This is a genomic window from Acinetobacter sp. BSP-28 (genome assembly GCF_044130285.1).
In the GTDB taxonomy this organism is placed as follows: domain Bacteria; phylum Pseudomonadota; class Gammaproteobacteria; order Pseudomonadales; family Moraxellaceae; genus Acinetobacter.
The window spans coordinates 176104-202037 of the sequence record NZ_JBIQOB010000005.1 but is presented as its reverse complement, the minus strand read 5'-3'; the positions used below and the strand labels follow the sequence as shown (position 1 = coordinate 202037).

The 25934-nt window shown below is 43.4% G+C and carries 23 protein-coding genes and 4 tRNA genes; 5 read left to right on the top strand and 22 right to left on the bottom strand.

Going from position 1 to position 25934, the window contains the following annotated elements; all coding sequences use genetic code 11:
• The 19 genes from ACE01R_RS05685 to ACE01R_RS05595 form a co-directional block, all read right to left on the bottom strand.
• A partial coding sequence (locus tag ACE01R_RS05685; protein WP_395549464.1) for a GTP-binding protein occupies positions 1-251 on the bottom strand: 251 nt, incomplete at its 3' end.
• A 149-nt stretch (positions 252-400) separates the two neighbouring features.
• Positions 401-475, bottom strand: a tRNA-Thr gene (locus ACE01R_RS05680).
• Between the two features lie 15 nt (positions 476-490).
• Positions 491-566: transfer RNA gene (locus ACE01R_RS05675), tRNA-Gly, on the bottom strand.
• A 38-nt stretch (positions 567-604) separates the two neighbouring features.
• Positions 605-688: transfer RNA gene (locus ACE01R_RS05670), tRNA-Tyr, on the bottom strand.
• A 54-nt stretch (positions 689-742) separates the two neighbouring features.
• Positions 743-818, bottom strand: a tRNA-Thr gene (locus ACE01R_RS05665).
• A 98-nt stretch (positions 819-916) separates the two neighbouring features.
• Positions 917-2410, bottom strand: coding sequence for an anthranilate synthase component I (trpE, locus tag ACE01R_RS05660; RefSeq protein WP_395549461.1), 1494 nt, complete (start codon positions 2408-2410; stop codon positions 917-919).
• A 116-nt stretch (positions 2411-2526) separates the two neighbouring features.
• Positions 2527-3198 carry a phosphoglycolate phosphatase gene (locus ACE01R_RS05655; protein WP_395549504.1) on the bottom strand — a complete coding sequence of 224 codons (672 nt, stop codon included), beginning with the start codon at positions 3196-3198 and terminating at the stop codon, positions 2527-2529.
• An 86-nt stretch (positions 3199-3284) separates the two neighbouring features.
• The gene (locus ACE01R_RS05650; protein ID WP_395549460.1) at positions 3285-3986 is read right to left on the bottom strand and encodes an FHA domain-containing protein; all 702 of its coding nucleotides are present in this window, start codon (positions 3984-3986) and stop codon (positions 3285-3287) included.
• A gap of 69 nt (positions 3987-4055) precedes the next feature.
• Positions 4056-6302, bottom strand: a complete 2247-nt coding sequence (gspD, locus tag ACE01R_RS05645) for a type II secretion system secretin GspD (protein ID WP_395549459.1) — start codon at positions 6300-6302, stop codon at positions 4056-4058.
• 43 nt (positions 6303-6345) lie between these two features.
• Positions 6346-7185 (bottom strand): type II secretion system protein N, encoded by an 840-nt coding sequence (locus tag ACE01R_RS05640; protein ID WP_395549457.1) that lies wholly within the window; start codon positions 7183-7185, stop codon positions 6346-6348.
• Complete coding sequence (gene gspN, locus ACE01R_RS05635) at positions 7185-7928, bottom strand: type II secretion system protein N (protein ID WP_395549456.1); 744 nt, start codon at positions 7926-7928, stop codon at positions 7185-7187. The genes ACE01R_RS05640 and gspN overlap by 1 nt, the downstream gene beginning before the upstream one ends.
• A 180-nt stretch (positions 7929-8108) precedes the next feature.
• Entirely contained in the window at positions 8109-8435 is a 327-nt protein-coding gene (locus tag ACE01R_RS05630) for an H-NS family nucleoid-associated regulatory protein (RefSeq protein ID WP_395549455.1), read from the bottom strand.
• 144 nt (positions 8436-8579) lie between these two features.
• Positions 8580-9008 (bottom strand): acyl-CoA thioesterase, encoded by a 429-nt coding sequence (locus ACE01R_RS05625; RefSeq protein ID WP_395549450.1) that lies wholly within the window; start codon positions 9006-9008, stop codon positions 8580-8582.
• An 11-nt stretch (positions 9009-9019) separates the two neighbouring features.
• Positions 9020-10213 carry a heme biosynthesis protein HemY gene (locus ACE01R_RS05620; RefSeq protein WP_395549448.1) on the bottom strand — a complete coding sequence of 398 codons (1194 nt, stop codon included), beginning with the start codon at positions 10211-10213 and terminating at the stop codon, positions 9020-9022.
• Between the two features lie 7 nt (positions 10214-10220).
• Positions 10221-11063, bottom strand: coding sequence for a hypothetical protein (locus ACE01R_RS05615; protein WP_395549447.1), 843 nt, complete (start codon positions 11061-11063; stop codon positions 10221-10223).
• Positions 11060-11839, bottom strand: coding sequence for a uroporphyrinogen-III synthase (locus ACE01R_RS05610; protein WP_395549445.1), 780 nt, complete (start codon positions 11837-11839; stop codon positions 11060-11062). Before ACE01R_RS05610 ends, ACE01R_RS05615 begins: the two co-directional genes overlap by 4 nt.
• Before the next feature lies 1 nt (position 11840).
• Positions 11841-12758 (bottom strand): hydroxymethylbilane synthase, encoded by a 918-nt coding sequence (hemC, locus tag ACE01R_RS05605; protein WP_395549441.1) that lies wholly within the window; start codon positions 12756-12758, stop codon positions 11841-11843.
• Between the two features lie 106 nt (positions 12759-12864).
• The gene (locus ACE01R_RS05600) at positions 12865-13605 is read right to left on the bottom strand and encodes a LytR/AlgR family response regulator transcription factor (RefSeq protein ID WP_395549439.1); all 741 of its coding nucleotides are present in this window, start codon (positions 13603-13605) and stop codon (positions 12865-12867) included.
• A 52-nt stretch (positions 13606-13657) separates the two neighbouring features.
• A complete protein-coding gene (locus ACE01R_RS05595; protein WP_395549437.1) occupies positions 13658-14815 on the bottom strand; it encodes a sensor histidine kinase in 1158 nt (385 codons plus the stop codon).
• Between ACE01R_RS05595 and argH the strand changes: the two genes are divergently transcribed.
• On the top strand, positions 14806-16236 hold the full coding sequence (argH, locus tag ACE01R_RS05590) for an argininosuccinate lyase (protein ID WP_395549435.1): 1431 nt from the start codon (positions 14806-14808) through the stop codon (positions 16234-16236). The genes ACE01R_RS05595 and argH overlap by 10 nt on opposite strands.
• A gap of 11 nt (positions 16237-16247) precedes the next feature.
• A complete protein-coding gene (locus tag ACE01R_RS05585; protein ID WP_395549427.1) occupies positions 16248-16517 on the top strand; it encodes an oxidative damage protection protein in 270 nt (89 codons plus the stop codon).
• Between the two features lie 922 nt (positions 16518-17439).
• On the opposite strand, the gene pgsA is transcribed toward ACE01R_RS05585, so the two are convergent.
• The 3 genes from pgsA to uvrC form a co-directional block, all read right to left on the bottom strand.
• A complete protein-coding gene (gene pgsA / locus ACE01R_RS05580) occupies positions 17440-18027 on the bottom strand; it encodes a CDP-diacylglycerol--glycerol-3-phosphate 3-phosphatidyltransferase (RefSeq protein ID WP_395549423.1) in 588 nt (195 codons plus the stop codon).
• Between the two features lie 108 nt (positions 18028-18135).
• On the bottom strand, positions 18136-18930 hold the full coding sequence (locus ACE01R_RS05575; protein ID WP_395549422.1) for an acyl-CoA thioesterase: 795 nt from the start codon (positions 18928-18930) through the stop codon (positions 18136-18138).
• A gap of 110 nt (positions 18931-19040) precedes the next feature.
• Positions 19041-20840, bottom strand: coding sequence for an excinuclease ABC subunit UvrC (gene uvrC, locus ACE01R_RS05570; protein ID WP_395549420.1), 1800 nt, complete (start codon positions 20838-20840; stop codon positions 19041-19043).
• Between the two features lie 190 nt (positions 20841-21030).
• Here uvrC and ACE01R_RS05565 point away from each other — a divergent pair, with 190 nt between their 5' ends.
• The 3 genes from ACE01R_RS05565 to fadA all read left to right on the top strand — a co-directional run bounded on the left by ACE01R_RS05565 (position 21031) and on the right by fadA (position 25921).
• Positions 21031-22080: an AAA family ATPase gene (locus tag ACE01R_RS05565; protein WP_395549417.1), complete on the top strand. Its 1050-nt coding sequence runs from the start codon at positions 21031-21033 to the stop codon at positions 22078-22080.
• Positions 22081-22582: 502 nt separating this feature from the next.
• Positions 22583-24736, top strand: a complete 2154-nt coding sequence (gene fadB, locus ACE01R_RS05560) for a fatty acid oxidation complex subunit alpha FadB (RefSeq protein WP_395549415.1) — start codon at positions 22583-22585, stop codon at positions 24734-24736.
• Between the two features lie 12 nt (positions 24737-24748).
• Positions 24749-25921, top strand: coding sequence for an acetyl-CoA C-acyltransferase FadA (gene fadA / locus ACE01R_RS05555; protein WP_166170684.1), 1173 nt, complete (start codon positions 24749-24751; stop codon positions 25919-25921).
• Positions 25922-25934: the final 13 nt, after the last annotated feature.

Here is a 25934-nt window from a genome sequence, read left to right as displayed (position 1 = left end):
CCTGGGCAGTCTACGTGAGCGTAGTGACGAATTGGAGAATCGTATTCTACGTGTGAAGTATTAATTGTAATACCACGTGCTTTTTCTTCTGGTGCAGAGTCAATTGCTGCGTAATCTTTCGCTTCACCGCCGTAAGTTTTTGCACAGATTGTTGCAATTGCAGCAGTTAAAGTAGTTTTACCATGGTCGACGTGACCAATTGTGCCCACGTTTACGTGTGGCTTATTACGTTCGAACTTAGCCTTAGCCATGTTTATATTCCTCGTTTACGTCGAACACAATTCTGAGTAAAACTCAGCATCGACTTATCGCTTTAAAAAATCAAACACCCAATACTTGAAAAGCAGACTAATAAGCCTGCTTTTTTAAAATCTTTGCAACAATGTTGCCAAACTGTATCTGGAGCTCTTATCGAGATTTGAACTCGAGACCTCTCCCTTACCAAGGGAGTGCTCTACCACTGAGCTATAAGAGCAAATAAAAACTTCAATGGAGCGGGAGACGAGGGTCGAACTCGCGACATGTAGCTTGGAAGGCTACCGCTCTACCAACTGAGCTACTCCCGCACGATGTTGGTACAAACCACTTATTGAAGTCTTAAAATTGGTGGTGAGAGAAGGATTCGAACCTTCGAAGCTTACGCGACAGAGTTACAGTCTGTTCCCTTTGACCGCTCGGGAATCTCACCATTTTACACTTACTTCAGTGTCGTTCTTTTACTTAACTACCAAACTCTCTAAGATGGTGCCGGCACACGGATTCGAACTGTGGACCTACTGATTACAAGTCAGTTGCTCTACCAACTGAGCTATGCCGGCGTTTCTTAGTGTTTCGTACGTTTCGTATCGGAACGGTGTGCAGTTTAGCAAAACTCTGAATCCTTGCAAGTGTTTTTTTCAAAAAAACCGTCAAAAACTCATAAAATCAACCCGTTTGATGATAATTCAACCGCTTTGATCACTGCGCGAGCTTTTATTTGGGTTTCATTCCATTCAGATTCAGGATTTGAATCATAAACCAGACCTGCACCAGCCTGAACATAGACCTTATTTTCACGAATAACACAGGTACGAATGGCAATCGACATATCCATTTCACCATGCCAGCCTAAATAACCCACAGCTCCACCAAAAATTCCGCGTTTGACCGGCTCTACTTCGTCAATAATTTCCATGGCACGAATTTTAGGTGCACCTGAAAGCGTACCGGCCGGGAAAGTGGCTTTAAACACATCCAGCGCATCAACATCATCACGCACCTCCCCTTGCACATTCGAGACAATATGCATGACATGGGAATAGCGCTCGATCACCATTTTATCCGTAACCTGCACTTTCCCGATTTTTGATACGCGACCGACATCATTACGGCCCAGGTCAATCAGCATTAAATGCTCTGCAATCTCTTTTTCATCGGAAAGCAAGTCTTGCTCAAGTGCCAGATCTTCTTCTTTAGTTTTACCGCGCGGACGTGTACCGGCTAAAGGACGCACGGTCGCAATGCCATTTTCCAGACGCGATAAAATTTCCGGTGAAGATCCTACAATATGGAAGGGTTTGTGATTATCCAAAGTTTGCCCCTGTACCAGGAACAAATAAGGTGATGGATTCAGATGACGCAGTGCGCGATAAACTTGTAAAGGCTCGCCATCGAAGTCCGATACCATACGATGCCCTGGAACGACCTGCATGACATCACCAGCTTTAATATATTCCTTCACCTTGGCAATAGATTCGATAAATTTGTCGTGTCCAGTCAAAGACTCAAAATGGGGTGCTGTATGTTTTTTTGCTTGCAAACTAATCGGTATTGCCAAGGTAGCTTCTAATTGATCTAATTGCGCTTGGGCTTTGACATAGGCATCAGGATCATTGACATCTGCATGAACAATCAGGAATAAAGTATCTTTTAAGTTATCAAACACAATGACAGTTTTAGACAGCATCATCCAGATATCAGGCAAACCGACCGGATCAGCTTCAGGCACATTTTTTAGACGCGGTTCAATATAGCGTACCGAATCATAGCCAAAATAACCTACCAATCCCCCGGTGAAGCTCGGTAAATCCGGTAAATCCTGTTGCGTCGGCACATGGAACTGGGCCTGAAAATCACGAATATATTGAAATGGGTCGCTACACGGCTGAGTCTCAATCGAGCCATCCACCTGCTGAACGGTTAAAATACCGCGATTGCATGAAAAAACAGTAGACTCACCCAGGCCGATAATGGAATAACGCGCCCAGTTCTCTCCACCCTCAACCGATTCAAACAAATAGGCCTGACTGTGGTCTTTCAGACGCGCAAATACGGATAATGGTGTTTCGGTATCAGCTAAACGCTGACGATAAACCGGAATCAGGTTGTAACCGTCAGATTTTAACTGCTCGAATTGAGTTTGTGTTGTCATGAGTATTCTCTATATGTTTTCGATATGGCTGGTTTAAGTTTATTTTCCTGTAATTTGACTTAGTTTCGCCATCGAAAAACCATACAATCTCTCATTTCGCTATCCTTAATTTTCACTTATTGCACGAGTAATTCTGTTAAATCATCAACCACTTGTTGCGGCTGGCAATCATGAATATCTTCACCATGATTATAGCCATAGCTCACCACAATACAATCAACTCCTGCACGTCTTGCTGCTTCCACATCATTGCTGGAATCACCAATCATTAAAGTTTCTGCCGCAGTGACATCATACTCATCAACACAAAACAGCAGCTGTCGTGGATGGGGTTTACGCTCTTCAAAACGGTCTCCACCAATCACATCAACAAAATAATGACTCATGCCGAGAGCATCGACAATCGTACGTGCCGGCTGTTCGGGTTTGTTGGTGACACAAATCATTTGCTTATTGTTGCTTAAGCCCCAATCGAGAAACTCAACCACCCCTTTAAAAGGTTGGGTATCCACACAAGGATCTGCATTATAAATATTTAAAAAAGTCGTCAACAATTGCTGATGTTGTTCCGGATCCACCTTTCCGGTGAGATATTGCAAAGTGCTATGGCAAAAAAGAGAGGTTCCCTTGCCAATCCAGGTACGCACCTGTTGCTCAGTCACGGTCGGTAATTGCAAGACATTCAGGCTCATGTTCATAGCCCGATATAAATCTGATGCCGAGTCAACCAAAGTGCCATCCAAGTCAAATAAAATCAGTTCACGGCTTTCAAGTTTTGCTACAGACATCATTTCCCTCTCACAATTTATATTAGCCCATACCCATACAATTAAGGCATGCGATTGCATGCCTTAATTGTATGTCGCGTGCAGGTTTATTTAAAGAATAACCAGGCAATGATTGCAAGGATAATCAACACAATAATCGAGATTAAACCTAGTGATGCATTCTTCTGTTCTTCTTTGACTTGCTCTACACGTGATACTGGTGTTTCAACCGCGATGGGGGTTTGCTTCTCGGGAATTGCACTCAAGTCCACACCTTCTGGAATTGGTGCAGGTTTCGGGATGGCAACACCTTGTGGCATACCATCACGACTGACCTGAACGTTGGCATCACGCTCGGTCAGTTCAGGCATACCCTGATCATTCATTTGCTGCGCTGCAGTCTTTACTTCTGGCTCAACCGGTGCTGCTGCCGCAGTTTCAGAAACCGCCACCGCCTCTGCAGGTTGCGCGCTGGTCGGAACACTTTCTGTTTCAGTCAAAACAGGCTCAATATCTTTAGCTGGCGCAAGCACGGAAAATTTCAAACCTGCAAATTGAATGATATCGCCTTCTTTTAACAAGGTTTCATGCTCAATACGCACATCATTGACGAAGGTGCCATTCGATGAATTCAAATCTTGCAGCCATAAGGCCTGGTCTTTAAGCAAGAAAGCCGCATGCTTGCGTGAAATCTCCCCTGCTTGCAACACGAGATCTGCACTCTGATGGCGACCGACCAACATATCACGGTCGATGCTGATTTCCTGTCCCGTTAATTCACCGGTAATTGCTTGTATTTTCCAAGTCATGAAATGCACTTCTCTTTGTGATTTTTAATCATCATATCATGGCGAATATTCAATTCTTTAGCCACGCTGTTAAGAACCAGAACGAATCGTGGTCGTAGTCACCGTATTTTTGGTTTTTTCAACCTCAGTGACAGGCTTAGCTACCCTTTGTTTTTGCACTACCGGCTCAATCGCCACTGGTGTGGTAAACGCAGCTGCTTTCGGTTGATTTTGGGTTGCCGATGGCAGGGTTTGATAAGAAGGGACTTTCGCTGCTGATGGTGTGACCGGAATTCGCTGCTGATAAATATCTTCTACATTTTCAGGTAATTTTGCAAAGGTACCATCCTGATCCATGGCCAACTGCAAGCTGTACAACTGACTATAACGCTGCTGCGACAAACGGCGCACATCATTCGTATCTCCAACAATGGTTGGATGGATAAATACCAGCAAATTGCGTTTCTCATTGGATTTGGCATCTGCACGGAATAAACGCCCCAAACCAGGAATAGCCCCTAGGCCCGGTACAGCCTGACGCGAATGAATCGAGTTATCGGAAATCAAGCCACCCAAAACGATGGTCTGGCCATGCTCAGCCAGAATCGAGGTTTTAATGGCACGCTTACTGGTAATTAAATCTTGAGCTTCGCCTTTGGGCTGCACAGCAGACACTTCCTGCTCGACCTCAAGACGCACCGAGCCACCTTCCCCAATATGCGGCACCACCTTTAACGTGACGCCAACATCCTTACGTTCCACCGTGGTATAAGGATTCAACCCTGCAGAAGTCGTGGTTGCAGAACCAGTGACAAACGGCACGTTTTGACCCACAACAATATAAGCTTCTTCATTGTCCATGGTGACAATGGACGGCGTCGAGAGCAGATTGGACTTAGTTTTGCTTTTTAGCGCCTGAATCAATGCGCCATAAAGTTTGCGTGAACCGTTATCACTTTCCCTGTAATCACCAAGTAACAACGAGGTACCGGTTCCCAAATTGGCCGCAGCACCTGCCGCACCACCGGCTACATATCCGGCGGCAAGCTCGGCAATACTTGCACCGACATTGCTAAAGTTGATTAAGCCGACGCCGTTGGTCAGATCACCCAAAGCCCACTGCACACCCAGCTGATCAGCATCATTACCTTCCACTTCAATAATGGCAGCTTCAATCAGAACCTGTTGACGCCGGATATCCAGCTGCTGAATGGCGGATTCAATTTCACGCATCAGTTGTGGATCAGCTTTCACCACCAAAGAGTTTTGACTGTCATCGGCAATAATGCTGACGCCGTTGGCATTAAAACTGGTGATGCTCTGCGCATTGCTATTTGAACCACCGGCCAAATTAATCGCCGGGGTCGAAATACTTGAAGAACTACTGTTGGAAGAACCACTGCCAGAACTGTTCATCATATTACTGTTTGATGAACTATTTGAATTAGACGAACCAGATACCGACTGGCCAGACACCAAACCTTGTAATATTTCCGCAAGATTTTTTGCACTGGCATATTTTAAGCGAAATACTTTTAACCCACCCAAACGGTCTGCTGCCGGCACATCCAGCATTTCAATCATCTGACGGATGCGTTTGCGCGTCGCAGTATCGCCTTTCAGCACAATACGGTTGGTACGGGTATCAGCAATAATCCGGATACGAGAACCCTTTAAATCTCGCGCTGCGCCGGTAGAACTCATCGATTCCAGCAAACCAAGCATTTCTTCAGCCTGACTGGATTGCAGAGTCACAGCTTCGACATCATTTTGCCCCGTACCATCCAGATTACGGATAATGGTTTCCAACTGATAAATATTACTGGCACGGTCTGACACAATTAGCGCATTGGTTCCAGCCACTGCCGATAAATGGGCGAATTGCGGCATCAATGGACGTATGGCAGGAATCAAGTCATTCGGATTGGTATTTTCCAGCCAGATCACCCGTGTGACAATTTGATCACCAGTTGCACGGTGCTTGCTGTCAAAAGGAACCCCCGAACTTTTGACATTGCTATCCGGAACCAGTTTGATGGTATTGCCTGAAGGAATGGCGACCACACCATTCACGTTCAATACCCCGAGAAATAAATCGTAGACTTCGGCTTTATTTAAAGGTTTATTGGAAATGACCGTAACATTGCCACGCACACGCGGATCAACAGCAAAATTTTTCCCGGTAATATCAGCCACTTCATTAATAAATGCAGTTAAATCAGCATCTCGTAAGTTGATTTTCCATGTTTGCGCATGAGTAGAGGTACTCACCATAGCAATCAGGGGTGCAGCCGCGAATAAAGCCCAAACTGGACGATGATGATTAAATAAAGCCATAAAGTTCCGTGCTTCCTAATCCTGTAAGGTGACGATGCATCACTTAAAAATTTTGTTGAATGGTCATCACTTGATCACCACGCTTTATTTCTATTTTGACCTGACCTTCACGTCGAGCCTGTTCCAGCAACTGGGCATCGCTTTGCCCCTGCCCGACAGCCTGCCCATTTAAAGACATGATCCGGTCACCGGGTTGAAGCCCCAGCTTACTGCGCAATGTCGCTGGAGTTCTGACCGTAACTTCATAGCCTCCACTTGCTGCATTGACCCCCATATCTTTTAAATATTGATCGCGGTCTTCCTGTATCTTCTGTACTGCTTGCCCTAAAGCATTTTGTTCCTGACTGGGCATCGCCGGAGTAGCCTGATTATTCATCGGCAAGCTGGTTGCTACAGGCGGAATAATGCTTTGATCCAGACCATTTTCCATGCCTTTAAATTGTAGTTCTCGCGTAGCACCATTGCTTTGACGCAACACCACCCGATCCCAATACACTTCAGCCAACTGATAAGATGTAGGTGCAATACTCTCACCGACCTGATAGCGATCAGACTGCTCATTGACTTTAATGACTGCGGAGGAAAATTGATTTGGATAACCGACCACCACACCTTGCAAAATCAAATTAACATTGTCTTCTGCAGCCGCTGTCCTGCCTGCTTCCTGAAACAGTGCAAATGAAGAAATATTCGCTACCTGCGGCTGCTGTGAACCCAGCTCAACACGTTCCAGCTGCATGACCTGAGGCGGCGCCACCAGCAGCCAAAAAATGTTCGCCAACTTCCAACATAAATATAAAATCAGCAGGATTAACAATATCGGAGCAATCCGGTCTGCCTGCTTCCAATTGAATTGTTGAATTTTTTCCAGCCATTGATTCATTAGAAGCCACCTTTAAACAAAGGTTGGCGCGAACTCATCACATAGGTGTCCAAACCCGCTTTACCATTATAGGAAGAAATATTCAGCAGCAGACGCTGAGTCAATTGCACATCAAGCATCAAGTTTTGGTTCAATTCTAATGCCATCAGTTTTTGATCACGCTGATCCCGAATATCAAAGCGCAGCTTATTATTTTCATCCGATAATTTTCCTTTCAGGGAAGGGATATTCATTCGATCCTGACGCTGGGCATAGTTATAAATCAACTCGCCACCCACCCATTGCAATTGACCATCTGCCCGAGCAAAGCCTTGTTCTTTTTTAAAATTAAAATTTATATCTTGCAATTGAATGGCATTGACCGGCCACTGCCATTCCACCAGATGTTTAAGCGTTTCCGGTGCAACCTGACCATTCAAGTTATGAATCATTATTTTTTTGCCAAAACCATACCCCACAATACCCTCAAGCTGGGTATGGCCACTATGTAACTCTATGTTTGCCCCTAAACGCAGCAAAAAAATATCCAGGGGTCGTGTTTTCCAACTCAACGACCCGGTCAAATTCCCCTTATGCCAATCCGCTTGCCCCTGCCAAATATTACCGCTTACATTTTGTAAAACCTGGTTGTTTTTATAAAATTTTGAAATGAGCCAAGCCGCTGGAATTTGGAGTAATACGAAAATTAAAAAAACACTGATGGAAAAAATCCACCACGTGATGTATTTGGGTTTGTTTATCATCCCATCACGACCCACATCAATTATTCTTCCCTAAACGCTAATATTATATTTCTACTCTTATTATGCACACTTTTTTCTCAACGCCAATTCAAAGATATAAAAACAGCCATAAAAAAACCAAGCTGAAAAGCTTGGTTTTTTAATCTAATCCAATTGGATGACTATCTGATGAATAATTCCTTAGATAAGAAAATCTTCCAATTTTGCACCACTTTCAAGTTCTGCAACCAACCAGCGAGGTTGTTTGCCACGACCTGTCCAGGTATCTGCTGCATTCTTTTTGCTACGGTAACGCGGCTCTACAGATTTGCGCGTACTTTTCTTACGTTTAGTTGCACCAAATTCCAGGATTTGTTCAATGGTTAAACCTACTTTATCGGCAATATCTAAAATTTGCTGATAGGCATCTTCAACCGCCTGATCTTTTTTAGAAGCAATTAATGCTTCAGCTTCAACTTGTAAACGCTTTAACTCTTCAACTGATAAATTACTAATGTCTGGCATCATATTAACTCCAAAAAAGGTTTTATATTTTTTATTTAAAACCAGCTCATAATATTTTTATTATTTAAAACATTCAATACATTTTTTTAAATAAACAACAATTCGCTAAACAGATTTTACAACTTACCCTTTATTAAACTATTAACTTTAAATTAAATGTTTTACCCTTAATTCAATTTCTGTCATTTTATGACGAATAATTTCAGGTATTTCCATTTTAAGCATTGTTTCCTTATTTACACAGACAATCACCGCCTCTGCCACAGCAACATTTTTTTGTTGTGACTCGCTCCATAATAAATAGCTCATACGGAATGCACTATTACGAATTTCCTCAACACGCACACCAATTTTAAGCCGGTCTGGATAAAATAGCGGACTGATATATTTACATTGATTCGATGCAACCACCGTATAAACGTCCTGTTCAAAAATATTCAAGGCATCCATATAGAAAATGCGGGCACTCTCGATATAACGGTAATACATGACGTTATTTACATGCCCAAAGGCATCCATATCGCCCCAGGCAACAGACTGATCATAAATGACCGCATAATCGGACAGGTTGAGCATATTTCTTACCTTTATATTTTTATTTCTACAAAATTTGCATTATTTTCAAAAATTAAATTTAACTGCTTAATCAAATCATCCTGACCTTTTAAAGTAGACTTAATTCTTAAATAACTCATCATGACATTATCTGGGTATAATTCAAGTAATTGATCAGCCTCAGCCATTCTTTCCGTCGCGGTATATACATGCCATTTTGCGAAGGTAAATACGGGCAAAGAAGGATATTTACTTTCCCAATAGTCAATTCGCTGTTCAACCATTAAATAATCTGGATTTTGCTTTAATAGTTGCTGCTGAAACCATAAATAAAAAACGTCTTGGTTAAATTGTTGATCCAGTAAATGTAATACCAGGGCTTCATGTTGCTGGCTCATTTCCGGCATACGTGATAACAGCTTTAACCATAACACCTTGATCTCATAATCACGGCTATAAATTTGGTCTTGCAAGTCTAAATAGCGCTGTTGCAAATTTTGCAAACTCTCGATATTGGCCTGGTCAAAATTAACCAGTAACTGCTGTAACCATTCCCGTTTTTTTTCTGTACCCAAATGTCCATATTTGGTCGAACGTAAATACATCCAGGGGAACTGAATCGCATACTTTTCCCACAAACTGGTTAATCTTAAATCATAAGCACTTTTTACATCATTTAACCAGGGTGACAGCTCGTGCTGATTTAAGAATTCAAGATGGGTTAATGCCTGCTCGGCATCATTTTGCGACAGGTAAATTTCTATGCGCTGTATTTCTGCCAATTCAAATGCCATCGCATTACTTTGATTTAAAATTGCAAGGGCTTGAGGATACTGCTGCTGCATCCAATACAAACGTGAACCTATAATGCCCTTTAATAAACCCGATTGAGAAAATACGTTTTGAATAAATTGGTGTTGATCTTGTGCTGCCTCTAATAACCAAATTACTGCCAACTGTTCATAAGGGTGCAAGTTTTTAAAATTAAAAACTGTTTCCAGCTTTCGTTGTTCCCGGGTTAAATAACGTTTAATGAGCAACCACAATAACTGGATCAACAGGCTTAAACTGGCCAGAATAATAAATATCATCCAGATATTGGTCTGAATTTGCCATTCACGCCAATATAAATACACATAACCTGCACCATAGCCATAACTTAAAACACTTAAGCCTGCGATAATGATTAAGCTGATAAAAGCATAGGCCAGTAAAATCTGCTTCATTGACTCATCACCCCAATAATGCACGCGTATTTAAACTAGGCGTAGGCACAACTGTAAATCCTTTGATCTTCTGGATATTCTGGATCAGCTGTCGCGACTTCTCATCAGGAATTTGATTTAACAATTGAATAATTTCAGTCAGGGATTTTTGATACTCTAAATATTGCCCCTGTTTTAAGGCCTGTTGCGCAATGAGCAGTCGGAGCTGCGCTTCTTTTAAAATTAACGGACGCTGCATAAGCGCCGTAGCAGGTTGTTTTGCAGGCTCAATCACTAGCCAACGTTGCCAGAAAAATTTACCCGATGTCTGGCTCGCGTTTAATTGGGGTGCCTGTAATTCCTGAGCCAAGGCAGCATCAAGTTGCCGGATCAGCGCATCCACTTTGATTTGCTGAGCCATCCGCTCACTGACAAAATGCTGAATAAGCTGATGATCTTTGGCAATAACCTGATGCAGACTTTGCTTCAATGGTGCCGCAAGGGCATATTGCTCAAGACTTTGATCCAAACGGGTTAATTTATCCAGAGCTGAGGTAAGCTGTTGTTGCTGCAACATAAATTCAATTAATTCTAGTTGCTGTTTAATCACCACAACTGGATCAATACTTGCCGCCTGAATGGCTTTTAAATTCTCTGCAGCCTGTGAACTTGCCGGTGCAGACTCTCCTGTCAGCATGACTTTGCGCTGTAAAGCGACAAATTGATCATTTAAATTTGCATTATTCTGTTCAATTCGATGCAGACTGGTATTTAATTCTGTTTGTTGTGCAGTAAGATTAAATAAGTCATAACTCAATTTAACAATCCAGAGCAGACTTAAAATAAATAATAAAATGAGTATTTTCTTCATGTGTTCCCTTGCACAACAACAAGCTTCTGCAAAATTGAATCTGTTTTTAAATCAGGTAGTCGCGTGATATTAAAACATGTTGCCTGATTTTTTTTATAATTCGAAACAACTTGATACAAGCGCTCTCCTAAAACCAGATAATGCCCTTTTGCAATCAACTGTTTTTGATCCTGCATGAGCTGAATCCAGTTCAGCCAACTCGCTTCGCTACTCACCACCATAGCATACTGTTTTTGTTTTTCTAATAAAAATAATACGTTGGCTAAATCTGGCTGAGTAAATACAGGACAACGGCGCTGGTATAATACAAAATTTAGAATTCGCATGCCTTGCTGTTTTAACTGATCTATCATAAACAGGCGCCCCCCTTCCCCACGCCAAAAAGCCAGACACTGACCTGAATGGAGGGATTGTAAAACAGGAAGTTGTAACATCCCTTCCGATGTTTCAACCTGAGGAACTTCAGCAGAAATACCATATTGCGCTAAAGCCTGAGCAGTGCGCTCCCCAACAGCAATCCACTGAATATGCTTAAGCTGATCCAACGTGATGCCCGACAGCTTTAAATAATCCATGCCGATTTGCACGGCCGTGGGACTGACCACCACAATCACCTGTGCAGCAGGCAACTGCCGATAAAGTTCAGACAAATCCGCTGACCAAGCCTGTGGCAGCAATTCCAGTAAAGGTAAATCCAACACGTCAATTTGAGCCAGGCGCAATGCATGACTCAATTCTTCTGCACGGTCTTGCGGACGTGTATTGATAAAGAGCATATTAATATAGGGCTTTCAGCAAATCACCCGCACCTTGGGCTAATAATTCTTTAGCCAAAGCTACCCCGATTTGTTCGGCTTGGGCACTATCACCCACCTGTTCCGCTTTGAGTAAAGTTTTGCCGTCTACACTACCCACACGACCTTGCAGATGCACCTGCCCCTGTTCAAGGATGGCATAACCTGCAATCGGCACCTGACAGCCACCTTCTAAATAGGCATTAAATGCACGTTCTGCACGTACACAAACATCAGTTTCACTATGTAGCAGCGGTAAAATAAGATCCAGCACAGCCTGATCTTCTGCACGACATTCCAGACCAAGCGCTCCCTGCCCAACTGCCGGCAAGCTCACTTCCGCTGGCAACGTATGACGAATACGTTCAGCCAGACCCAAACGCTTCAAACCTGCACTTGCCAGAATAATGGCATCATAAAGACCTGCATCCAGTTTGGATAAACGCGTACCCACGTTGCCACGCAAATCAATAATCTCTAAATCAGGACGGGTTTTTAAAATTTGGCTTTTACGACGCAGACTTGATGTACCCACTTTAGCGCCTTGTGGCAACTCTTCAAAACTTGCATAAGTATTAGACACAAAGGCATCCAGCGGATCTTCACGCTCGCAAATCACAGCGAGTGATAAACCGGCAGGCAACTTCATCGGCACATCTTTCATTGAATGCACCGCCAAGTCTGCACGGCCATCAAGCAGTGCTGCTTCTAATTCTTTAACAAAGAGTCCTTTTCCACCAATCTTGGCCAAAGGTGTATCCAAGATTTTGTCGCCCTGGGTGACGAAGGTCACTAACTCAACTTTAAGATCAGCATGCAATGCCTCTAAACGGGCACGAATATGTTCCGCCTGCCATAAAGCAAGCGGGCTTTGTCGAGTTGCAATCTTCAAAATCTTCATAAATCCAGGAAACAGTTAATAAGTGCGTTAGTGTAAACTTAACGCGCTGACTGGAAAATGCAAGTAAATTTGCACTATCGTGTCACCTAAATTCATGAAAACAGATTTACATCTTTTGGATGCGTTCTCTTAAATTGGGCAGATGACGTCGGCTGACGGCCAGGCGCTCTTCCAGTTCACGGCAACGCACCTGATACTGTCCCGAACTGATCACTTCAAGACCCTCCAGAAAATGCACTGAAACCAGGGCATTGCGATGAATTCGAATAAACTGGTCGCCAAATTCATTTTCCAGATCTTTTAAAGTTTCATCGATCAGCACACTGCCATTTTTATGCCGTACCGTGACATATTTCTGATCTGCTAAAAAATAATAAATATTTTCTACAGGAACCAGTTCCACACCACGATAGGTTTTCGCCACAATCTGGTGGCGTTTTATATTGAGTTCGTCCATATCTTCTTTTTGTTTTAAAGTGCTCATTTGTGCTTGAGTCAGTTTTGTTAAATGATCTAATACCTGTTGCAATTCCTGCTGCATCACAGGTTTCAGTAAATAGCCTTCTGCATGCGACTTAAATGCCTCCAAAGCATGTTCATCATAAGCAGTACAGAAAACAATGGCGGGCATAGGATCAAGCTGGCGCAAATATTCGGCACAGCTCAAGCCATCCATTTCAGGCATTTGAATATCTAAAAGTACTACATCCGGCTCATAGAATTGAGTCATTTCAATTGCTTGCTGCCCATAACTTGCAGTAGCAACCACCTGATGTCCCAATTGCGTAACTAAACGTGACAAGCGCTCTACGGCGAGAGGTTCATCATCGCAAATCAGGATGTCCATTTCTCCTCCTTCACAGTTACCATGATTTTTTTTATAGGTTAACTATGATCTTTTATTTATATCGATATTGCACAACTGTGGTAAATATTCCCTTCCCCGCGTATGTCTGAAAAGTTGCAGAACGCCCATAATAAGCCTCAAGCCGCTGCTTAACATTTTCAACTGCAATACCATGTCCCTGTCGTAAATTTATTTTATCCTGTGTATAAGGGTTAGTAATGACTATATTGACTTGATTTTGCAATATTTCAATCAATATGCTTATCGTACTCTTTGTTAGAAATTTTTCAACTCCATGAAAAATACTATTTTCCACTAAAGGTTGTAAAGTTAATAGTGGAATTTGTATTTTAGAAAAAAGTACTTCTTCATCATATTTCCATTCCACCTGTAAGCGATCCCCCAGGCGAATCTGTTCAATAGCCAGATAACGCTGGCACAGTTCAATTTCATCTTTTAAGCGGACCAGTTTAAGTTCTTTAAAACTGGCACGAAATAACTGTGATAAATTCAGTAACATTTGTTCAGCTTTATCTGGATCAATGCTAATTAAACTAATCACAGTATTCAGGCTATTAAATAAAAAATGTGGATGAATCCGCGCCTGCATGGCCTGAATCCGTGCATTCAACTCACTGTTTTGCTGACACGCCCATTGTTCTCGCATATATAAATAACGAAAACAAAGGCTTCCAATCAGTACGCCATAACTTAGATGTAGTCCCGTTCCATCGAACAAAACCTGTAGCGTCAAATGCTGGAATTGAAAATTTTGTCCAAAGAAAATAACACCGTTCAGCACCACCGTGGTCAATAACACGATAATCTGCAGCAAAACAAAGCCCGCAACCAGGGTCTGCCCAAAACTGAAGTGCTGAATTTTTCTCTGCAGGCGCTCAATCAAGGCAACAAAAGCCAGTAAAACCCAATCAATGAACAATATATATTGCAGCAGACGACCCACACTTAAAGCCGTCCAGGATTGTGCTTCTGCCAGGGCCAAGATGACCGCCAAAATATTGCTGGCAATAAATAATTCAATTAGATGTTGCCAATGCCCTATTTTCGTAAAAAAATAGGCGTGATTGTTTTCCCCATCATCTGTATACGTCGAAGTTGGATCGACTTGTTTTTCGGCAAGTGATTCTGAATTTGCTATACTCTTGTTCAAATTACTGCTTTTTATTTTATTGAGCCGATATGACCACATCTTCTAATTCCTCAAATCCGTCACAAGCCCAAACTTCGGGTATGTGGGGCGGTCGTTTCTCTGAAGCTACTGACGCATTTGTTGCTGAATTTACAGCATCTGTTCAATTTGACCAACGCTTTTATAAACAAGATATTGCAGGTTCTATTGCCCATGCAACCATGCTTGCCAAAGTAGGGGTTTTAACTGAACAGGAACGTGATGACATCATTAACGGTTTAAACACCATTAAAGCTGAAATCGAAGCAGGTGATTTCGAATGGCGCATTGATTTAGAAGATGTGCATATGAACATTGAGTCGCGCTTGACCAGTCGTATTGGCATCACTGGTAAAAAATTGCACACTGGCCGTAGCCGTAACGACCAGGTGGCAACAGACATCCGTTTATATGTACGTGATGAAATTGATGCAATTTTAGAGTTATTGCAAAAATTACAAAAAGGCATTTTGGGTCTGGCGGCGAAAAATACCAACACGATTATGCCGGGCTTTACCCATCTGCAAACCGCTCAGCCAGTGACTTTCGGTCACCATTTGATGGCGTGGTTTGAAATGCTGGTACGTGATTCTGAGCGTTTGATTGACTGCCGTAAACGTGTGAATCGCTTGCCACTTGGTTCTGCTGCACTTGCAGGTACCACCTATCCGATCGAGCGTGAATACACCGCACAGCTTTTAGGCTTTGAAGCCGTGTGTGAAAACTCGCTGGATGCTGTTTCTGACCGTGATTTCGGTATTGAATTCAATGCTGCTGCATCTTTAATTATGATGCACCTGTCGCGTATGTCGGAAGAAATGATCCTGTGGACCTCTGCGCAGTTCAAATTCGTGAACATTCCTGACCGTTTCTGTACCGGTTCTTCAATCATGCCGCAAAAGAAAAACCCGGATGTGCCTGAGTTGATTCGTGGTAAGACTGGTCGCGTATACGGTGACTTGATGAGCCTGTTGACATTGATGAAAGGTCAACCATTGGCGTATAACAAGGACAACCAGGAAGACAAAGAACCATTATTTGACGCAATCGATACGGTTCGTGGTTCATTGATGGCATTTGCTGACATGATTCCTGCATTGGTTCCAAATGTTGAAATCATGCGTGAAGCTGCGTTACGTGGTTTCTCAACTGCAACTGACCTGGCAGATTATCTGGTGAAAAATGGCGTGGCATTCCGTGATGCACATGAAATTGTCGGTAAAGCAGTTGCGCTAGGTGTGCAAGAAGGTAAAGACCTGTCTGAATTGACACTTGAGCAACTTCAACAGTTCTCTGACTTGATTCAAGCTGACGTGTTTGAAAAAGCCTTGACTCTTGAAGCGTCTGTCAATGCACGTAACCACATTGGTGGTACTGCACCTGCACAGGTTGAAGCAGCCATTACCCGTGCCTACGCTCGTTTAGAAAAACTTTACGCTTAAGGAAAACTGATATGTCTCGACAAGTATTTTGCCGTAAGTATCAAACAGAAATGGAAGGTTTAGACTTTGCACCATTCCCGGGTGCAAAGGGTCAAGAACTATTTGACACTGTGTCTAAACAGGCTTGGCAAGAATGGCTCAAACATCAAACCACGCTCATTAACGAGAAGCGTTTAAATGTGTTTGAACCGGTTGCGAAAAAATTTCTTGAAGAACAACGTGAAAAATTCTTCAGCAATGATGAAACTTTAGAAAAAGCTGAAGGCCTAAAGCCTGAGTGAGGATCAGTGGAGCACTGCTCCCACCCGAACGCAAGGCGAAGGCTGTGCCTGAGCGTAATTAGATAGAGCGCTGCTTTAAATTTTACTCAAGACAAGCGAAGCGCGTAGTTTTGACTGTCAAAAGGGAATCTCAAAAGATTCCCTTTTTAGCTTAGGAGCACTGCTCCGCTACACCGCAAGACGAGAAGCTATGCTTTGCTCGCGCAGGCTTTAATCTGAAAAGAAATCTCCATTATTGGGGATTTCTTTTTTTAAGCCGCTCTAAAAATTACCTAAGATAAGCGAAGCGCGTAGACAGGCATTAAAAAAAGCTCCTGAAACAGGGGCTTTTCTTCTTATGGAGCACTTCTCCACCCTGAGGAATATATTCCGTAAGAAGACAAGTAGTTATGCTATGCGCAGGCAAGTATTAAAAAAAGCCTCGTCAGAGACTCCTTTTAATGCTTACCCCCCTTTTTAAAGGAGGAAGCTACTAAATTAAATCAATACTGACGATATTTGTTCCAGGGTAGTTTCATTGTCAAAAACCATCTTTTCTCGGGATTTTTATATTTACTGAAAAATACAACTTAAACATTAATTTTCTATTCATTTTTTTATTTTAAAAATTCCACTTATCTCATAAATTTTTTAAACATTTAGAAATAACTGTAATTCAAAACTACATTTCTAAATAAAACTATACATTACAACACAATAACCTACATGATTTAGCGGTTTTCCTCTCTTATACTTGATCTCAAGTAGATGGTTATCCATCTTATTACAACTATAAATATTCCCGATTTCAATCCTAGGTTTCCCCCAAAATCTAGGATTTTTTTTATCTACTATATTTAATGGTTATCTTTCCAAAAAAGTAGCCTAGAAATAAAAAAACGCCCATTCAGGACGTTTTTTATTTGAGTTTTTAAATCTAAGCTTAAGGCTGTTTTAAATAAGGCCATGCGGCTTTTAAATAAATAAACATTGACCATAATGTCAAAATGACCGCCGTGTAAAGTAAGGCATAAGCCAACATTTCAAACGGCTGCCAATTCAGTAAAAATACTGAAATCGCAATCATCTGGAAAGCGGTTTTATATTTACCTACAGTCGATACAGCAACACTGGTACGTGCCCCAAGCTCTGCCATCCATTCGCGCAAGGCAGAAACCGTAATTTCACGTGAAATAATGACAATGGCAGCAAAAGCCATAGAAATGCTCGGTTGCCATTGCACCAGAACAATCAATGCAGCCGCAACCATCAGCTTATCCGCTACAGGGTCCAAAAAACGGCCGAATGCAGAAGTTTGATTGAGTGAGCGCGCCAAATAGCCATCGAACCAGTCTGTTACTGCAGCAATCACAAAAATGGCCGTTAAAATAATGTGACGAGTCATATTTGTATCATGACCTGCGACACCAACTGCAGGTGGCCAATATGCCACCAGCAAAAAAACAGGTATTAAAGCAATACGCGCCAAAGTCAAGATATTTGGAATATTCAGGATGCGACCTGTAGTCATAGACACCGCCAATTTTTCCCCTTTATGTACAATGAAAAACCACACATATTTTGAGGATTGATTCATCGTTAATAAGAGTCACTTTATACGAATTGCTATAAAGTGTCACTAGGCAAACACGGTAACTGTCTGTCTGGAAATCGCAATCAGCCTATTTTCTGCGTCCCAAAGGTGGGCATATTCGGTGGAATAGCCTTCTGCAGCATAATCGGTAAATACTTTATATTTAAACCAATCATGCACATGATTTTTTAGAGGATGAACATAAGTCACATGCCAGGTCAGCGAACTGGCCGGTGCGAATGTGTTAAACATGGGCAATACCCCTGGCGGCCACATATCAAAGGCCACCATCAAGTCGGCGACGGTCATTTCCCGATTGTCATGCCGATCCGGATTAAAACGCATCCAGCCACTAAAATCAGGTTTCACACTGCCAGTGCATGGATATTGTCCATCTACCCAGACCAGGTCCATCTGCCCAAAACATTCCGGTGCCAAAGGATGATGCTCCGCAATGTTTAATTGCTCAGGCATAGGAAATTCAGGTGCAAGTCGTTCCTGTTGCACGGAAATAGTCGACTGGCGATGGGTACCAAAACTGGCAATCAAAATACTTTGCACGGCATCATCTTGCCAGAGTCGTACTTCAACCGTGGTCACAGACTTGCCTTGCCGCAAGATTTCAGCACTCAACCGGACCGGGGCCATTTGCACTGGACCGACAAAGGTCACACTGGTACTTAACAACTGTGTGTCCGCATCTGCAACAGCAAGTAAGGCTTTTTGCATCATCATGCCTGCGACCAGACCACCATAAATGGTCCGTCCTTGCAGCCAGCCTTGCGGAATATTGATCCATTCATTCTGTTCAATTGCTGTGAATAATTGGCGCAGTGACATCCTGTGTCCTTTGGAGTTTTTTGATTTGCTCTATCTTTCACTTATTTTTAATTGTTGTGAATGATCAATGACTCATGCGTCAGTGAGCATTTCGGTCAATCTGCCTGAATTTATTCATGCAGCACTTTATAAATGGTACGGGCCATCACATCTCCCAAACCGGGAACCAGTTTCAAATCATTTTCTGAAGCCTTGAGCACGCCTTGAATACCGCCAAAATGGGTGAGCAAATCACGGCGGCGTTTCGGCCCCAGTCCGGGAATCACTTCCAGTACCGATGAGCCACGTTTCTTGTCGCGTTTGGCACGGTGTTTGGTAATGGCAAAACGGTGCGCTTCATCGCGTACCTGTTGAATCAGATGCAGTGCTTTATGGTCTTCTGGCAACTGGATTTTTGTGCTATCGGTAAAATGCAAGGTTTCCAGACCGGGTTTACGCCCTTCTCCTTTGGATACCCCGACCATAAAGGCATCCAGCCCCAGCTCCTGCATCACCTCCATCGCCATATGCAACTGACCTTTGCCGCCATCAATCAGCAGTAAATCCGGCAGCATGGCTTTTTTATAACGACGGGTCAGTGCCTGACGCATGGCCGCATAGTCATCACCGCCGGTAATATCATCAATGGCGAACTGGCGGTAATCGCGTTTACGCGCCCCACCGGCATCGAACACCACACAGGAAGCAATGGTAGCTTCGCCCATGGTATGCGAGATATCAAAACATTCAATCCGGTCAATCGGACGCCCCACCACCTGTTCCAGCTGATGAAAGCGTTCATTCAGTTCAAAATGATTGGCTAACTGGCCTTTAATAGCATGCTGTACATTCATATTTGCCAGTTCCAGCCATTCGGCACGGGTTTCCCGAACATTGTGCTTGATCTGCACTTTCTTGCCGAATTCCTGATGTAGCGCCTGTTCCAACTCTTTGCGATCGGGGATCTCGACATTGACGATCAGCTCGGCAGGCACTTCATCGGCGACCTGAAAATAGAAGTTTGCCATGAAGTCTGACAACATTTGCCCCAGATCATCACCCAGCATATCCGGGAAATAGCTTTTACCGCCCAACATTTTGCCGTTACGCACATGCATGATCTGCACACAGGTCACTCCGGCATGATAGGCAATCGCCAAGATATCGGCTTCACCTTTGAGTTTATAAATCGCCTGTTGCGATTGCACATCGCGAAGCAGTGCCATACGATCACGATAAAATACAGCTTTTTCAAATTCGAGTTTTTCAGCGGCTTCTTCCATTTTCTGAATCAATTCTTGATTCAATTCTTTGGTATCACCCTGTAAAAAGCGAATCGAGTTATTCACATCTTCCTGATAATCTTCAGGCGAAATCAACCCGACACAGGGTGCGGTACAGCGTTTAATCTGATACTGCAAACACGGACGTTTACGCTGGGCAAAATAGCTGTTTTCACACTGGCGTACATTAAACAACTTTTGCAACACCACCAGCGTATCCCGGGCATTATAGGCACTTGGATAAGGCCCAAAGAACTTGCCGACTTGATGTTTGCCCTTGCCACGACCGGCCGCAATACGCGGGTATGGCTTGTCACTGGAAACAAAAATATAGACATAGGATTTGTCGTCACGCAGCATAATGTTGTACGGTGGACGATGCAGCTTGATCAGGTTCTGTTCCAGCAATAAGGCTTCGGTTTCCGAGCGCACCACCAGCGTTTCAATATCATAAATCCGCGCCACCAAAGCCTGGGTTTTAGGATGTTCGATGGTTTTAACGAAATAACTCGACACGCGGTTTTTTAGATTCTTGGCTTTACCGACATACAGCAGTTCACCGTCTTTGCCCAACATCCGGTAAACCCCGGGCAAAGTGGTCATATGGGCTAAAATTTTTTCAATATTTTCACGTGCGTTTTCGTTCACATTCAGCCTTATTCACAATGATGTCTGCTTTGCTACATGATGTGATGGTTTTCACGCCATTTTCAAGCCAATCCGGGATTTTCCTCATCATCAAACAAAGTTCCAGCAATCACTTGATTGCTAAAAGCTATAAGTAAATTGCGCGTATTTTGCTATGCTCAGGCCATCTGAACAATTTGGATCAAACTGAATGACGACTCCCAATCACGCCATGCATATCGTCAAACCCGACACTGCAACGCATAGCACATCTGAAAAAGATAAACTGATTGGCAAGCCGCGTTTTCACTTTGAACCGCTTGAGGTCATGCAGCTGTTGAAGCAGCGCATTATTGGACAGGACGCAGCACTGCAAGAAATTGAAAAAATGCTGCATGTGGTCAAAGCCGATTTTTCCAGTCCTGAACGCCCGCTATCGGTAACCTTGATGCTCGGCCCTACCGGAGTCGGTAAAACCGAAACCGTGCGTTTAATTGCCGAAGCTATTTATGGTCGCCCGGATGCCTTCTGTCGCATCGATATGAATACCCTGGCACAGGAACACTATGCCGCCGCCATTACTGGTGCACCTCCCGGCTATGTCGGTTCCAAAGAAGGGCATAGCCTGTTTGATGAAACCGCGATTGCCGGTTCACACACCCGTCCAGGGATTGTACTGTTTGATGAACTGGAGAAAGCCTCGACCGAGGTGATTCGCGGTTTAATGAATGTGCTGGATACCGGAAAACTCACCCTGACGTCCGGCACCAAAACCATCGACTTTCGCAACTGCATGATTTTTATGACCAGTAACGTCGGTGCACAGGCAGCACAGCAATATCTGGATAAACTGAATTTCTTGCCTAAGAAAATGCAGGATCTATGTCTGAAAAAAATACCGACCAAAACCATTATTGAAAAAGTCATGTTTAAAAAATTCGATCCGGAATTTTTAAACCGTATTGATCGGACTTTACATTATCAGGCGGTACAGGATGATGCCCTGCCTAAACTGGTAGACATTGAACTGCAAAAACTGAATCAGCGCCTGCAACATCAAAAACGTCAGGTGATTTTGACCGATGCAGCCAAAGCACACTTTTATAAAGATCATGATATCCGTTTTGGCGCACGCCATTTGGCGCGCAAAATGCGGACTGAACTGGAACCGATTATGGCGGTATATTTTTTAAATTATCCTGAAAAAGCACAGCTCACTTTGAGCTATGCAGATGGGCAATTGATCATTCAGCCCGAATAATCATTGTTAGAATCTTTCTGATTATCATCCTTGCAGTCAAATGCTCAAACAGGTATTTGACTGCAAATGTGCCTCGCTTTTATAAACTGCACATTCCCTTCAAAGCTGCGGATCCGTGATCTTTAGCTTAAAACTTCAGTTTAAGCATCACCTCGTGGAGCTGAAAATTTTGGCTGATTGACTATTTTGACTAAAACAAGCCCATAAAAAACTTGAAATAGCCAGGTTGTAACCGATATAAATAAGCACGAAATTATTAGAAAACCTTAATCTAAACAAAAAGTTCATCACATTTTTACCTAATACAGTAAAAATAAGGCGGCCAATCACCCGGGATTGTTGAAAAAAAATTGATGACCCTAGCGTCACGGCTTGATACAACTTGTTATGTTCTTTTTGGATATAGTTATCGTAAGATTGGCGAAGCATAAATGTGCGCGGGAAATGCGTACATGCTTCACAACATCAACTTAGAAGTCCTCCAAAATAAAGGAGATCAGGCATGATCCACGCTGGCAATGCCATTACCGTCCAAATGCTTTCGGACGGAATTGCAGAATTCCGCTTTGACTTACAAGGTGAGTCGGTCAACAAATTTAACCGTGCAACAATTGAAGATTTTAAAGCCGCCATTGAAGCTGTAAAAGCAGATAGCGCGATTAAAGGTTTAGTTGTTACTTCAGGTAAATCAACATTTATCGTTGGCGCAGACATCACTGAATTTGGTGAAAACTTCGCTCAAGGCGAAAAAGCGATTGTGGATTGGGCTTTGCCTGTTCACGACATCTTCAATGCATTTGAAGATCTAGAGATTCCTAAAGTTGCTGCAATCAATGGTATGGCATTGGGCGGCGGCTTTGAAATGTGCTTAGTCTGTGACTACCGTGTGATGTCAGAAGCAGCTCAAGTCGGCCTTCCAGAAATCAAACTGGGCATCTACCCTGGTTTCGGTGGTACTGTTCGTTTAAGCCGTGTTATTGGTATCGACAATGCGGTTGAATGGATGGCAATGGCTGCGCCTAAAAAACCTGCTGCTGCCCTTAAAGACGGTGCTGTTGATGCGGTTGTGGCTGCAGACAAACTTACTGACGCTGCAATTGACTTGGTTAAACAAGCACTTGCTGGCCGTGTAGACTGGAAAGCAAAACGCCAAGAAAAATTAGACCCTATTAAATTGAACCCGCTTGAACAAATGATGGCGTTCAATACGGCGAAAGGTGCGGTACTTGCGAAAGCAAACCCTGCTCAATACCCTGCGCCTAAACTTCTGCTTGATTCATTACAGGCAGGTGCAAGCCTTCCACGTAACGAAGCTTTAAAAGTAGAAGCTGAAGGTTTTGCTAAAGCTGCGATCACTCCACAAGCTGGCGCGTTGATCGGTTTATTCATCAACGACCAAGTTGTGAAGAAAACTTCTAAGAAATATGAAAAAGGTGCTCATCCTGTAAACCAAGCCGCTGTACTTGGTGCTGGTATCATGGGTGGTGGTATTGCTTACCAAGCGGCAAGCAAAGGCACACCAATCATCATGAAAGACATTGGTAATCCACAACTTGCACTGGGTATGAAAGAAGCGAATGGCTTGTTAACAAAACAAGTTGAACGCAAGAAAATGAAACCTGCGCAAATGGGTGAAACCCTTGCTCGCATCCGTCCAACTTTAAGCTACGAAGAGTTTAAAGAAGTGGACATCGTGATTGAAGCGGTAACTGAAAACCCTAAAGTGAAAGGCATTGTATTGGCTGAAACCGAGAAGAATGTTCGTGAAAACACGATCATTGCTTCTAACACTTCAACCATTTCAATTACTCGCCTGGCTGAAAACCTGCAACGTCCTGAAAACTTCGTGGGTATGCACTTCTTTAACCCGGTGCACATGATGCCACTTGTAGAAGTCATCCGTGGTGAGAAAACTTCTGCTGAAGCGATTGCAACTACTGTGGTTCTTGCTCAGAAAATGGGTAAAACACCTATCGTTGTGAATGACTGCCCGGGCTTCCTTGTGAACCGTGTATTGTTCCCTTACTTCGGTGCGTTCGACCTTCTTCTTAAAGATGGTGCAGACTTCCAGCAAATCGATAAAGTGATGGAACGTTTCGGCTGGCCGATGGGTCCTGCTTACCTGATGGACGTTGTGGGTATCGACACAGGTGTTCACGGTGCAGAAGTGATGGCCGAAGGCTTCCCTGACCGCATGAAACCGGACTTCAAAGGTTCGATTCAAACTATGTACGAAGCAAAACGTTTGGGTCAAAAGAATGACGTTGGTTTCTACAAATATGAATTAGACCGTAAAGGCAAAAAAGCGAAAGTGGTTGATCCAACTGCATATGAGCTTGTTGCTTCTGTTGCGACAAGCGACAAACGCGAATTTGATGCTCAAGAAATCATTGACCGTATGATGCTGACTTTCTGTAACGAAACTGTTCGTTGCCTGGAAGACAACATTGTAGCAACTGCTTCTGAAGCAGATATGGCGATGATCATGGGTGTAGGTTTCCCTCCATTCCGCGGTGGTCCATGCCGTTACATCGACCAAACTGGTGTTGCTGAATACGTTGCACTTTGCGACAAATACGCTCACTTAGGTAAGGCTTATGAAGCGCCACAAATGTTGCGCGACATGGCTGCTAACAACAAAAAATTCTACGGTTAAGGAGCAACGTGAATGGCTACTTTAAATCCGCGTGACGTTGTCATCGTTGATGGTGTACGTTCAGCAATGGGTAAATCCAAAAACGGTATGTTCCGCAATGTACGTGCTGACAGCTTGTCTGCTGAATTGGTTCGTGCTTTGGTTGCCCGTAACCAGTTTGATGTCAACGAAGTTGAAGACCTGATCTGGGGCTGTGTCAACCAGACGCTTGAACAAGGTATGAACATTGCCCGTAACATTGGTTTATTGGCTGACTTGCCTAAAACTGTTGCAGGTCAAACGATTAACCGTCTTTGTGGTTCTTCAATGCAGGCAATCCATGCTGCGGCGGCGCAAATTGCAACCAACCAGGGTGATATCTTCATCATTGGTGGTGTAGAGCACATGGGTCACGTTGGCATGATGCACGGCATCGACATCAACCCTGAAGCGTCTAAGCACTATGCAAAAGCATCTAACATGATGGGCTTAACTGCTGAAATGTTGGGTCGTATGAATGGTATCACTCGTGAAGAACAGGATGCGTTTGGTGTTGAATCTCACCGCCGCGCTTGGGCTGCAACGCAAGAAGGTCGTTTCAAAAACGAAATTATTGGTGTTGAAGGTCACGACCAGAACGGTTTCAAAATCCTGTGCGACATCGACGAAGTGATTCGTCCAGATGCCAACCTTGAAGCATTCCAGGCTTTACGTCCAGCATTTGACCCGAAAGGCGGTACAGTGACTGCTGCAACATCTTCAGCATTGTCTGATGGTGCATCTGCAATGTTGTTGATGTCTGCTGAACGTGCGCAAGCGCTTGGCCTTAAGCCACGTGCGGTCATCCGCTCTATGGCGGTTGCAGGCTGTGATGCTGCGATCATGGGTTATGGTCCAGTTCCAGCTACGCAAAAAGCGCTGAAACGTGCAGGCTTGTCGATTGCTGACATTCAAACTATTGAATTAAACGAAGCGTTTGCTGCTCAAGGTTTGTCGGTTCTTAAAGGCTTAGGCATTTATGACCAGCAAGACCGTGTGAACCTGAATGGTGGTGCGATTGCGCTGGGTCACCCATTGGGTTGTTCTGGTGCGCGTATCACAACGACATTGCTGAACGTTATGGAGCAACAAGATACACAAATCGGTCTTGCGACCATGTGTATTGGTCTTGGTCAAGGTATCGCAACGATTATCGAACGTGTTTAAGATTTAAATACCT

What these genes read in the sequence shown, in the direction of transcription:
- trpE (WP_395549461.1), bottom strand. Translation starts at nt 2,410, where the DNA reads ATGACAACACAAACTCAATTCGAGCAGTTAAAATCTGACGGTTACAAC.
- ACE01R_RS05655 (WP_395549504.1), bottom strand. Translation starts at nt 3,198, where the DNA reads ATGTCTGTAGCAAAACTTGAAAGCCGTGAACTGATTTTATTTGACTTG.
- ACE01R_RS05650 (WP_395549460.1), bottom strand. Translation starts at nt 3,986, where the DNA reads ATGACTTGGAAAATACAAGCAATTACCGGTGAATTAACGGGACAGGAA.
- gspD (WP_395549459.1), bottom strand. Translation starts at nt 6,302, where the DNA reads ATGGCTTTATTTAATCATCATCGTCCAGTTTGGGCTTTATTCGCGGCT.
- ACE01R_RS05640 (WP_395549457.1), bottom strand. Translation starts at nt 7,185, where the DNA reads ATGAATCAATGGCTGGAAAAAATTCAACAATTCAATTGGAAGCAGGCA.
- gspN (WP_395549456.1), bottom strand. Translation starts at nt 7,928, where the DNA reads ATGATAAACAAACCCAAATACATCACGTGGTGGATTTTTTCCATCAGT.
- ACE01R_RS05630 (WP_395549455.1), bottom strand. Translation starts at nt 8,435, where the DNA reads ATGATGCCAGACATTAGTAATTTATCAGTTGAAGAGTTAAAGCGTTTA.
- ACE01R_RS05625 (WP_395549450.1), bottom strand. Translation starts at nt 9,008, where the DNA reads ATGCTCAACCTGTCCGATTATGCGGTCATTTATGATCAGTCTGTTGCC.
- ACE01R_RS05620 (WP_395549448.1), bottom strand. Translation starts at nt 10,213, where the DNA reads ATGAAGCAGATTTTACTGGCCTATGCTTTTATCAGCTTAATCATTATC.
- ACE01R_RS05615 (WP_395549447.1), bottom strand. Translation starts at nt 11,063, where the DNA reads ATGAAGAAAATACTCATTTTATTATTTATTTTAAGTCTGCTCTGGATT.
- ACE01R_RS05610 (WP_395549445.1), bottom strand. Translation starts at nt 11,839, where the DNA reads ATGCTCTTTATCAATACACGTCCGCAAGACCGTGCAGAAGAATTGAGT.
- hemC (WP_395549441.1), bottom strand. Translation starts at nt 12,758, where the DNA reads ATGAAGATTTTGAAGATTGCAACTCGACAAAGCCCGCTTGCTTTATGG.
- ACE01R_RS05600 (WP_395549439.1), bottom strand. Translation starts at nt 13,605, where the DNA reads ATGGACATCCTGATTTGCGATGATGAACCTCTCGCCGTAGAGCGCTTG.
- argH (WP_395549435.1), top strand. Translation starts at nt 14,806, where the DNA reads ATGACCACATCTTCTAATTCCTCAAATCCGTCACAAGCCCAAACTTCG.
- ACE01R_RS05595 (WP_395549437.1), bottom strand. Translation starts at nt 14,815, where the DNA reads ATGTGGTCATATCGGCTCAATAAAATAAAAAGCAGTAATTTGAACAAG.
- ACE01R_RS05585 (WP_395549427.1), top strand. Translation starts at nt 16,248, where the DNA reads ATGTCTCGACAAGTATTTTGCCGTAAGTATCAAACAGAAATGGAAGGT.
- pgsA (WP_395549423.1), bottom strand. Translation starts at nt 18,027, where the DNA reads ATGACTACAGGTCGCATCCTGAATATTCCAAATATCTTGACTTTGGCG.
- ACE01R_RS05575 (WP_395549422.1), bottom strand. Translation starts at nt 18,930, where the DNA reads ATGTCACTGCGCCAATTATTCACAGCAATTGAACAGAATGAATGGATC.
- ACE01R_RS05565 (WP_395549417.1), top strand. Translation starts at nt 21,031, where the DNA reads ATGACGACTCCCAATCACGCCATGCATATCGTCAAACCCGACACTGCA.
- fadB (WP_395549415.1), top strand. Translation starts at nt 22,583, where the DNA reads ATGATCCACGCTGGCAATGCCATTACCGTCCAAATGCTTTCGGACGGA.
- fadA (WP_166170684.1), top strand. Translation starts at nt 24,749, where the DNA reads ATGGCTACTTTAAATCCGCGTGACGTTGTCATCGTTGATGGTGTACGT.